The organism is Mycobacterium sp. (assembly GCF_035697385.1).
GTDB lineage: Bacteria > Actinomycetota > Actinomycetes > Mycobacteriales > Mycobacteriaceae > Mycobacterium.
The window spans coordinates 1-10,620 of the sequence record NZ_DASSCY010000289.1 but is presented as its reverse complement, the minus strand read 5'-3'; the positions used below and the strand labels follow the sequence as shown (position 1 = coordinate 10,620).

Genomic DNA, 10,620 nt, shown 5'->3' with positions numbered 1-10,620 from the left:
CTGAACCGTCAGGGTCCGATCCTGGCCATCAACCAGACTCAGTTCGTTGTCCAGGCCTGCGTGAGAGGTGCCCGTGCTCGTAAAGAGCGCCGCGATGGCCGCAACCAACGCGATCAGCACCCGACTGATTGCCTTCATGTTCTCCCTAGCTATGTCGACGGAGACCCGGCGGATCTCCGTGTGTTGTTCGTGCCTGGCCCAACTGCTACACCACACACGACGCGTGAACCTCATGTGAGACAAATGAGAGACCTCACATGCTGCTCTTACGCTTCGCTCATCGTTGACACGAGGAACATAACGGGGAGGCATCGGAGCGGCAACGCGTGGGGATGCCTATCGAAAGTCGCGGCGCCCAGAATCCGGAGTTTGCTGAATCTGCCAGGTGTGGATTCGATAGCGAGCGCCGGGCAAGCCAGGACGGTACGTCAAGGCAACATCGGCGCGTTCACCGCGCACACCGGTCACAGGCACTGACTCCGACAGACGCCCAGGCGTTTTCAGCGTTCAGCGCGAAAACACAGGTCAATCATGGTGAGGCGGAATGTTGTCCCGCAACCACTTCTCGTGATCGGCATCGTCGTCGGGCGAAGAAACTTCGCGCTCGTCCGAAGATATCGGGGGCAAGGATTCCCCGAAGATCTTGTTAACTGCATCGCGACTGCGCTTTGGACGATCCGTCACAGCGGACATCCCGTGTGACGAAGATCACATCTGGCCATAGATTGCCGTTCACCTTCGCGTAACACACGAGTAAGCGTGGCGTTTGCGCTGCGGGCGCGCGGCAGCGATACGGCGCTCGATCTGCGTCGTATCGCGGTAAGCCCACCAAGCCGAATCGCTTAGATCTCCAAGCTGGATAGCTGGCTGATCACCTGGACGGCCAGCGGGCTGAGCGTGGCCATGCCGTCGCGCACCGCCGCCCGGGAGCCGGCGAGGTTAACCACGAGGGTGCTGCCCGAGATCCCGGCCAGGCCACGCGACACGCCCGCGTCGATGATTCCGGCTGACAGCCCGGAAGCCCGCAGTGCCTCGGAGATGCCCAGAAGTTCGCGATCGAGGATGTCGCGGGTGGCCTCGGGCGTCACGTCGCGCGGCGTGACACCTGTGCCGCCCACTGACACCACCAAGTCCACTCCGCCGATCACCGCTGTGTTCAACGCGTTGCGGATCTCCACCTCGTCGGCAGAAACGACGACGACGCCGTCGACGACGAACCCCGCCTCACCGAGCAGCTCGGTGACCAACGGACCGCTGTGGTCCTCCTCGCCGTGTGCGGTGCGGTCATCGACAACGACGACGAGCGCGCGGCCCACCAACTCCCCTGGCTGTTCCATGATCCCAACCGTATATCTGGGAACGGACAGCGGCGCGGCCACTCTCAGCGTGGTCCCGCCCGGCGCGGAGATCACTGCTGCGCCTTGCCGAGGGTGACCTCCACGGTCTGCGGCTTGCCCGAGGGATCCAGGTACGTCAGCGTCACCTTGTCACCTGGCGCCTTTGACCTGACAGCGGCCACCAGCGCGTCGGCGCTGCCGATCACCCGGTCGTCGACCTTAGTGACCACCACGCCGCTCGGTAGGCCCGCCGCGGCGGCCGGACCGCCGCCGGTGACCTCGACGATCTTCGCGCCGTCGATGGCCGTGTCGTTGCCGACCTGGACACCCAGCGAGGCATGCGAGGCAGTGCCGTTCTGGATCAGCTCATCGGCGATGCGCTTTGCCTGGTCGACCGGGATCGCGAAGCCCAGCCCGATCGAACCACTCTGCGCCTGCGGTCCGGCGTCACCGCCGAGCGTGGCAATGGCCGAATTGACCCCGACCAGTTCACCGTTCATGTTGACCAGCGCACCGCCCGAGTTGCCCGGGTTGATCGCGGCGTCGGTCTGGATGGCGTCGAGCACCGTGTTCTGGTTCTGCGCGTCGCCGCCGGCGGCCACCGGCCGGTTCAGTGCGCTGATGATGCCGGTGGTCACAGTGCCTTCCAGTCCTAGCGGAGAACCGATCGCCACCACGTCCTGGCCCACCCGCAGATTCGCCGAGGAGCCCACTGCGATGGGCGTCAGCCCGGACACACCGTCGGCTCGCACCACCGCGATGTCGCTGCTGGGGTCGGTGCCGACGACCGTGAACGGCGCGGTGTTGCCGTCGGCGAAGGTCACCTTGGTCTGGCTGGCGGGCCCGCCGCCCCCTTCTTTGGCGGCGGACACCACATGATTGTTGGTCAAGATCAGGCCGTCGGACGACAGAATGACTCCGGAACCTTCCTCGGATGCCCGGCCCATGTCGACCTCGAGCTTGACCACGCTGGGCACCACCTTGGCCGCGACCTGCTCGATCGAGCCGGCAGGCACGCTGGCCGCGGGCACGCTGGGCGCCACACCGCCGATGCCCGACGTGGCGGCCGGGCGGTCCGGCTGCACCAGCAGCGCGACTCCACCGCCGATGCCTGCGGAGACCATCGCAATGGCCAACGCTCCGGCGGTCAAAGCTCCTGCGCGCGAACGCTTTTGGGGCCGCACCGACGGCTGGCCAGGCGCGGGTTGCGGGGCGCCGCGGTAGGGGTCGTATGCCCTGAACGGTTGTGAATGCTGCTGAGTCTGCTGCGTCGCGTAGCGCCAGTCGTACGGCTGCTGCTGGTACGGGCCGGGCCGTTGCGGACCGGGGTATCCGGGCGCGCCATGGTCGTGGGCGCCTGGCCGACCGCCCGGCTGCTGGGGCGGCGGCGAGTACCTCGGGTGATTTGTCATGTCGCTGCAGTGCTCTTCCTGGAGTAGGTCCTGACATTCCGAACAACGACGGATGCAAGCCCAGGGTGCCCATTTGGGCTGAGAATCCACTTAGAGAACCTTCGGGACATCCCCAGATTCCTCCCCTATGACCTCCGCCCCCGATCAGCCATTGTCGGTGCCTTGGACGGACCCGTCCACCTCGGCGGAGCCGTGTCGCGGATTTCTGAACCGTTCGTCGACGATATTGGGCATGGGCCGACCGGGCAGTGTCAGACGAATCGACGTGCCCGGCGGCTGTCCGCCGACGACGGTGTCCTCGACCCTCAGCGCGCCACCGTGTTTGACCGCAACTTGTTTGACGATCGCCAGGCCGAGCCCGGAACCCGGCATGGCGCGCGCCGATGTAGACCGGTAGAACCGCTCGAAAACCAGGGGCCGTTCGTGTGGCGGTATGCCCGGGCCGCGGTCGGATACGACGAGTTCGGCGTGCAACGGGTCGATCTGCGTCAGCCGGACACCGACCTGCCCGCCGGTCGGACTCCATTTGGCGGCGTTGTCCAACAGATTGAGCACCGCGCGCTCCAGTCCCCCGCTGTCGCCGAAGACCTGCCACGGCGCGACCGAAACGTCGAACTCAATGTCGTTGCGGCGCCGACGAGCTCGCTCGAGACAACGGTCTATGACCTCGGACATGTCGACCGGTTCGTGAATAACGCCGCCGGCCTCGTCGCGAGTCAGGTCCACCAAATCGCCTACCAGCGTTGACAATTCCTCGATCTGAGCGATCACATCTGCACGCAGACCCGCCATCTCGTCCTCGGGCAGCGGCGGTGCGCCCGGCGCCATCGACGCCATCAACAGTTCGACATTGGTGCGCAACGATGTCAGCGGCGTTCGCAACTCGTGGCCGGCGTCGGTGACAAGACGCGCCTGACGCTCACGCGATTCGGCCAGCGCCCGCAGCATCATGTTGAAAGCCTCGGTGAGACGGGCGAGTTCGTCGCTGCCGAACACCGGGATGGGCCGCAGATCGTCGGTGCGCGCCACCCGTTCGGCGGCCTCGGTCAATCTGGCCACCGGTCGCAGGCCGGCACGGGCGACCGCGCCGCCGGCCATGGCCGCGATCACCACCCCGAGTCCGCCGACGATGAGCAGCACGGTGCCCAACCGTTTGAGCACCTTGCTGGTCGGCGCGAGGCTCTTCGAAATCAGCAGTGAGCTGCCGTTGGTGAGGTGGCGGGCCAGCACCCGCTGGTGGTTGGCGGTACGCAGCGACATCAGCCACTCGCCTCGCACCACGGCCTTTTCGGGCTCGCCGAGCGGCAGCGTCTGGCCCTGTTGATTGGCGGTGTAAATGGAGCGCCCGGGATTCACCAGCATCGCGTTCACGTCGGAGTAGGCGGTGCCCTCGATTGCCTTGCCCGGGTCGGCGGCCAGTGAGCCGCTGTCGATCAGCAATTGGGCGCGACTCTTGAGTTGGTTGTCGATGTCGTCGTAGAGCGCGCGGGAGACCACCGCGTACACGGCGACGGCCATCAGCACCACGACCATCGCCACCATCGACATGGCCAGCAGCATCACGCGCCACCGCAGAGACAAGGAGCTAGTGGTCGTTAGGCCGTTGGTCTGTGGGCGGAATCCCATTTTCTGGGCAGACATCAGGGCGGTGTCTCGCGCAGCACATAACCCACGCCACGCACGGTGTGGATCAGCCGCGGCTCTCCTTCCGCCTCTGTCTTGCGGCGCAAGTAGCCGACATACACTTCGAGAGCGTTTCCGGAGGTGGGAAAGTCGAATCCCCAGACTTCCTCGAGGATCCGGCTGCGGGTGAGCACTCGCCGCGGGTTGGCGATCAGCATCTCCAAAAGCGAGAACTCGGTGCGGGTCAGGCTGATCGACCGTTGGCCTCGGGTGACCTCGCGGGTGACCGGATCAAGCGACAGGTCGGAGAACGTCATCGCGGGCGTCTCTGAGCCGTCGTCGGGGGTGGTGCGGCGCAGCAACGCCCGCATCCGCGCGAGCAATTCCTCGAGGGCGAACGGCTTCGGCAGATAGTCGTCGGCGCCTGCGTCCAGTCCGGCAACACGTTCGGATACCGAGTCGCGCGCGGTCAGCACGAGGATGGGCAGATCGTCTCCGGTGCTGCGGAGCTGTCGGCACACCTCGAGGCCGTCCAGCCGCGGCATCATCACGTCGAGCACCAGGGCATCGGGCCGGTCGGTGGCGATCAGATCCAGGGCTTCGAGGCCGTCCTGCGCCAGCTCGACCGCGTAACCGTTGAAGGAAAGCGACCGGCGCAGAGATTCGCGCACCGCGCGATCGTCATCAACGACAAGTATGCGCACAGCCACAGTGTCAACCCCCTGTCTGAGAGTGACCTGAGAGGCGCGCCGGGTTTCGCCTTAGCGTTTGTCGAGGTCGATCAGGCCCAGACGCGCGGCCTTGAGCAGGCGACGCGGCACTTTGTGCTGCTGGCCGGCGACGGTCACGCCGACGAGTTCGGGGCGCTTGGCCTTCCACTGCGCGCGCCGGCTACGGGTATTCGCGCGCGACATCCTGCGCTTGGGCACAGCCATGATCGAGCTCTCCTTCTCGGATGTTGCCGCGGGGGACACGGACGGCGGCGACAATTAGAAATAAGGATAACTGGCGAAGTCCCAGCGCCGAAATTGCAGCCAGGGTCGTTGTAGACGCCGCTTCACGACCCTACGTGCAATCTCGGCGCGTCGAGCAGGCTAACCTACCGGTTGGTTGGGTCGATGATGACGACGACGGGAGTGCACGTGCCACCTGCTGTCCGCATCGGCAACTGCTCGGGCTTCTACGGCGACCGGCTGTCGGCGATGCGCGAGATGCTGACCGGCGGTGACCTGGACTACCTCACCGGCGACTATCTCGCCGAGCTGACCATGCTGATCCTGGCCCGCGACCGCGCGAAGTCGCCCGAGCGCGGCTATGCCAAGACGTTTCTCAAGCAACTCGAGGACTGCCTGGGCACGGCGCTCGACCGCGGCGTGAGGATCGTCACGAATGCCGGCGGGCTGAATCCCGCGGGTCTGGCCGCCGCGGTGCGCGCGCTGGCCGACCGGCTCGGGCTGTCGGCCAACGTCGCGCATGTCGAGGGTGACGACCTGGTGGCCCGCGCCGAGGAGCTCGGGTTCGGATCGATCCTGGCGGCCAACGCCTACCTCGGCGCGTGGGGCATCGTCGACTGCCTCGATGCCGGTGCCGACGTGGTGGTCACCGGCCGCGTCACTGACGCCTCGGTGGTCGTCGGCTCCGCCGCCGCGCACTTCGGGTGGGCGCGCACCGACTACCACGCGCTGGCGGGGGCGGTAGCCGCGGGCCATGTCATCGAATGCGGCGCACAGGCCACCGGCGGTAACTACGCGTTCTTCGGCGAGATCGCCGATATGACGCGTCCCGGCTTTCCATTGGCAGAGGTATACGCCGACGGCTCGTCGGTGATCACCAAGCACCCGGGCACCGGCGGCGCCGTCAGCGTCGGCACGGTCACTGCGCAGCTGCTGTACGAGATCAGCGGCGCGCGCTACGCGAATCCCGATGTCACGCTGCGAGTCGACACCATCGAGCTATCTGACGACGGTCCTGACCGGGTGCGGATCAGCGGCGTCAAGGGCGAGCCGCCGCCGCCGACCCTCAAGGTGTCGCTCAACAGCATCGGCGGCTTCCGCAACGAGATGACGTTGGTGCTGACGGGCCTGGACATCGAGGCCAAGGCCGACCTGGTGCGGCGGCAGCTGGAGACCGGCCTGACCGTCAAGCCCGCCGATATGGAGTGGACGCTGGCCCGCACCGATCATCCCGACGCCGACACCGAGGAGGCCGCCAGCGCGCTGCTGCGCTGCGTGGTCCGTGACCCCGACCCTGCCAACGTCGGTCGCCAATTCTCCTCGGCTGCAGTCGAACTCGCGCTTGCCAGCTATCCCGGATTCACCAGCACGACGCCACCGGGCGACGGCCAGGTGTACGGGGTGTTCACGCCTGGATTCGTGCCCACGGCCGAGGTACCGCATGTGGCGGTGCATGCCGACGGCACACGCGTCGACATCGCCCCGGCCGCCGAGACTTTCGAATTGGCGCCCGTTGCACCCTTCGCGCTGCCCGAGCCGTTGCCGTTCGGTGAGACACGGCGTGTGCCTCTCGGCATGATCGCCGGTGCCCGCAGTGGCGACAAGGGTGGCAGCGCGAACGTCGGGCTGTGGGTACGCACCGACCAACAGTGGCGCTGGCTCGCACACACCCTGACCGTCGAGAAGCTACGCGAATTGCTTCCTGAGACAGCCGATCTCGCCGTGACCCGGCATGTGCTGCCCAACCTGCGGGCGGTGAACTTCGTCATCGACGGCATCCTCGGGCAGGGCGTCGCGTATCAGGCCCGCTTCGATCCTCAGGCCAAGGGGCTGGGCGAGTGGCTGCGCAGCCGGCATGTCGACATACCTGAAAGCATCCTATGAGCATCTGGCATACCCCCGAGCGCGAGCAGCTCCGAAAGACGGTGCGCGCGTTCGCAGAACGTGAAGTGCTTCCACATGTCGACGAGTGGGAACGCAGCGGCGAGCTGCCTCGCGAGCTGCATCGCAAGGCCGGCGAGGCCGGGCTGCTTGGCGCCGGCCTTCCCGAGGCCGTCGGTGGTGGCGGCGGTGACGGTGCGGACTCGGTGATCATCTGCGAGGAGATGCATTACGCGGGATCACCTGGCGGCGTGTTCGCGTCGCTGTTCACCTGCGGCATCTCGGTTCCGCACATGATCGCATCGGGTGACGAGCGGTTGATCGACACATACGTGCGGCCCACCCTGCGCGGCGACAAGATCGGATCGCTGGCCATCACCGAACCAGGCGGCGGGTCGGACGTCGGGCATCTCACCACGCGGGCCGTCCGCGACGGCGACCACTACATCATCAACGGCGCTAAGACCTACATCACCTCCGGCGTGCGCGCCGACTACGTGGTGACCGCGGCGCGCACCGGAGGACCTGGCGCAGCGGGGGTTTCGCTGATCGTCGTGGAGAAAGACGGACCCGGCTGCTCCCCTGGTCTGCAAGTCAGCCGCAAGCTGGACAAGATGGGCTGGCGCTCGTCGGACACCGCCGAGCTGTCCTATACCGATGTGCGGGTTCCAGCGGAGAATCTGATCGGCGGCGAGAACACCGGCTTCATCCAGATCGCGGGAGCATTCGTCTCCGAACGTGTCGGCCTGGCCGCGCAGGCGTATTCCAGCGCGCAACGCTGCCTGGATCTGACGGTCGAGTGGTGCCGCAACCGCGAGACGTTCGGCAAGCCGCTGATCTCCCGCCAGCAGGTGCAGAACACGCTGGCCGAGATGGCCCGCCGCATCGACGTGGCGCGGGTCTACACGCATCATCTGGTCGAGCGACAGCTCGCGGGCGAAAACAATCTGATCACCGAGGTGTGCTTCGCGAAGAACACCGCAGTGGAAGCCGGCGAGTGGGTCGCCAACCAGGCGGTGCAGCTGTTCGGCGGAATGGGCTACATGACCGAATCAGAGGTCGAACGTCAATACCGCGACATGCGCATCCTCGGAATCGGCGGCGGAACAACCGAAATCCTCACCGCGCTTGCGGCCAAGACACTTGGATTCCAGTCATGACATTGCCCGATGCTCTTCGTGCAAGCGGCTCATCGCTGCGATCCACCCTTGACCCCGCGTCTCCTGCCTATGTGGAGGCGGCGTCGGTGATGACGACGAAACTCGCCGAACTCGACGCCGAACACGCCAAGGCGCTCGGCGGCGGCGGATCGAAATACGTCGAACGCCACCACGCCCGCGGCAAGCTGACCGCGCGTGAACGCATCGAGATGCTCGTGGACCCGGACTCACCGTTTCTGGAACTGAGCCCGCTCGCCGCGTGGGGCACCGACTTCGCGGTCGGCGCCAGCGCGGTCGTCGGCATCGGCGCGGTCAGCGGAGTGGAATGCATGCTGGTCGCCAACGACCCGACTGTCAAGGGCGGCACCAGCAATCCGTGGACGCTCAAGAAGGTGCTGCGCGCCAACCAGATTGCTTTCGAGAACCGGTTGCCGGTGATCTCGCTGGTCGAGTCGGGAGGCGCAGACCTGCCGACGCAAAAAGAGATCTTCATCCCCGGCGGCCAGATGTTCCGGGACCTGACCCGACTCTCGGCGGCAGGCATCCCGACCATCGCGCTGGTGTTCGGCAACTCCACCGCGGGCGGTGCCTACATCCCCGGCATGTCCGATCACGTCGTGATGATCAAGGAACGCTCGAAGGTGTTTCTTGCCGGGCCGCCGCTGGTGAAGATGGCCACCGGCGAGGAGTCCGACGATGAGTCACTCGGCGGCGCCGAGATGCACGCCCGCACTTCGGGTCTCGCGGACTATTTCGCAGTCGACGAACTCGATGCGATTCGGATAGGCCGCCGCATCGTGGCGAGGTTGAACTGGCGTAAACAGGGCCCGGCCCCCGGCACGGTCACCGAACCGCTGTTCGACGCGGAGGAACTGCTCGGTATCGTCCCTCCCGATCTGCGGGTGCCCTTCGATCCGCGGGAGGTGATCGCCAGGATTGTCGACGGCTCGGAGTTCGACGAGTTCAAGGCGATGTACGGCTCGTCGCTGGTCACCGGATGGGCGACGCTGTACGGATATTCGATCGGCATCCTGGCCAACCACCGCGGCGTGCTGTTCTCCGAGGAGTCGCAGAAGGCCACCCAGTTCATCCAGCTCGCCAACCGCGCCGACACGCCATTGCTGTTCCTGCACAACACGACCGGCTACATGGTCGGCAAGGCCTACGAGGAAGGCGGGATGATCAAGCACGGCTCGATGATGATCAACGCCGTGTCGAATTCGACCGTCCCGCACATCTCGCTGCTGATCGGCGCCTCCTACGGCGCCGGGCACTACGGTATGTGTGGTCGCGCGTATGACCCGCGCTTCCTGTTCGCCTGGCCCAGCGCAAAATCCGCGGTGATGGGCGGCACTCAGTTGGCCGGCGTGCTGTCGATCGTCAGCCGCGCCGCGGCAGCGGCCCGCGGACAGGCCGTCGACGAGGACGCGGACGCCGCGCTGCGGGCGGCTGTCGAGGCGCAGATCGAGGCCGAGTCGCTGCCGATGTTCCTGTCCGGCCGGCTCTATGACGACGGGGTGATCGATCCGCGCGACACCCGCACCGTGTTGGGAATGTGTCTGTCCGCCATCGCCAATGGCCCGATCAAGGGGACGTCGAACTTTGGCGTCTTCAGGATGTGAGGCGCACATGATCACGCGAGTCTTGGTCGCCAACCGCGGTGAGATCGCCCGGCGGGTGTTCGCCACCTGCCGTCGGCTCGGTATCGGCACGGTCGCGGTCTACACCGATCCCGATGCGGCATCCCCGCACGTCGCCGAGGCCGACGCGGCTGTGCGCCTGGCAGGCACCACGGGCTACCTCGACGGCAGGCAACTCATCGCAGCCGCTCGCGCAGCGAGTGCCGACGCGATTCATCCCGGCTACGGATTCCTCTCGGAGAACGCCGAATTCGCCGCCGCCGTCCAGGACGCCGGCCTCACCTGGATCGGGCCGCCGGTCGCCGCCGTGGCGGCGATGGGATCCAAGATCGAGGCCAAGAAGATAATGGCAGCCGCTGGTGTGCCGGTGCTCGACGAGCTTGACCCCGAGACCGTTACGGCCGACCAGCTGCCGGTGCTGATCAAGGCGTCGGCCGGTGGCGGCGGCCGAGGCATGCGAGTCGTACGCGAATTGTCCGAACTGCCAGCACAAGTGGAGGCGGCTTGCAGGGAAGCCACCTCGGCGTTCGGTGATCCGACCGTGTTCTGCGAACGCTATCTGGCCACCGGCCACCACGTCGAAGTGCAGGTGCTCGCCGACACGCACGGCACCG

General features: G+C 66.4%; 9 protein-coding genes and 1 pseudogene. 4 read left to right on the top strand and 6 right to left on the bottom strand.

From position 1 onward, the window contains the following. From VFH65_RS24830 to rpmF, 6 genes and pseudogenes are all read right to left on the bottom strand, one after another. Positions 1 to 138: pseudogene (locus tag VFH65_RS24830) on the bottom strand (porin); the annotation flags it as partial. A gap of 704 nt (positions 139 to 842) precedes the next feature. Then, complete coding sequence (locus tag VFH65_RS24825) at positions 843 to 1,385, bottom strand: MogA/MoaB family molybdenum cofactor biosynthesis protein (protein ID WP_353325134.1); 543 nt, start codon at positions 1,383 to 1,385, stop codon at positions 843 to 845. A 23-nt stretch (positions 1,386 to 1,408) separates the two neighbouring features. Continuing rightward, positions 1,409 to 2,749 (bottom strand): S1C family serine protease, encoded by a 1,341-nt coding sequence (locus VFH65_RS24820; RefSeq protein WP_353325129.1) that lies wholly within the window; start codon positions 2,747 to 2,749, stop codon positions 1,409 to 1,411. 144 nt (positions 2,750 to 2,893) lie between these two features. After that, a complete protein-coding gene (locus VFH65_RS24815) occupies positions 2,894 to 4,375 on the bottom strand; it encodes a HAMP domain-containing sensor histidine kinase (protein WP_353325132.1) in 1,482 nt (493 codons plus the stop codon). Between the two features lie 14 nt (positions 4,376 to 4,389). Then, positions 4,390 to 5,076 carry a response regulator transcription factor gene (locus VFH65_RS24810; RefSeq protein WP_353325127.1) on the bottom strand — a complete coding sequence of 229 codons (687 nt, stop codon included), beginning with the start codon at positions 5,074 to 5,076 and terminating at the stop codon, positions 4,390 to 4,392. 57 nt (positions 5,077 to 5,133) lie between these two features. Further along, positions 5,134 to 5,307, bottom strand: coding sequence for a 50S ribosomal protein L32 (rpmF, locus tag VFH65_RS24805; RefSeq protein ID WP_353325126.1), 174 nt, complete (start codon positions 5,305 to 5,307; stop codon positions 5,134 to 5,136). Between the two features lie 186 nt (positions 5,308 to 5,493). Here rpmF and VFH65_RS24800 point away from each other — a divergent pair, with 186 nt between their 5' ends. The 4 genes from VFH65_RS24800 to VFH65_RS24785 all read left to right on the top strand — a co-directional run. Continuing rightward, on the top strand, positions 5,494 to 7,209 hold the full coding sequence (locus VFH65_RS24800) for an acyclic terpene utilization AtuA family protein (protein ID WP_353325131.1): 1,716 nt from the start codon (positions 5,494 to 5,496) through the stop codon (positions 7,207 to 7,209). Continuing rightward, positions 7,206 to 8,366: an acyl-CoA dehydrogenase family protein gene (locus tag VFH65_RS24795; protein WP_353325124.1), complete on the top strand. Its 1,161-nt coding sequence runs from the start codon at positions 7,206 to 7,208 to the stop codon at positions 8,364 to 8,366. The genes VFH65_RS24800 and VFH65_RS24795 overlap by 4 nt, the downstream gene beginning before the upstream one ends. Next, the gene (locus VFH65_RS24790; RefSeq protein ID WP_353325122.1) at positions 8,363 to 9,988 is read left to right on the top strand and encodes an acyl-CoA carboxylase subunit beta; all 1,626 of its coding nucleotides are present in this window, start codon (positions 8,363 to 8,365) and stop codon (positions 9,986 to 9,988) included. Before VFH65_RS24795 ends, VFH65_RS24790 begins: the two co-directional genes overlap by 4 nt. 7 nt (positions 9,989 to 9,995) lie before the next feature. Beyond that, a partial coding sequence (locus VFH65_RS24785) for a biotin carboxylase N-terminal domain-containing protein (RefSeq protein ID WP_353325120.1) occupies positions 9,996 to 10,620 on the top strand: 625 nt, incomplete at its 3' end.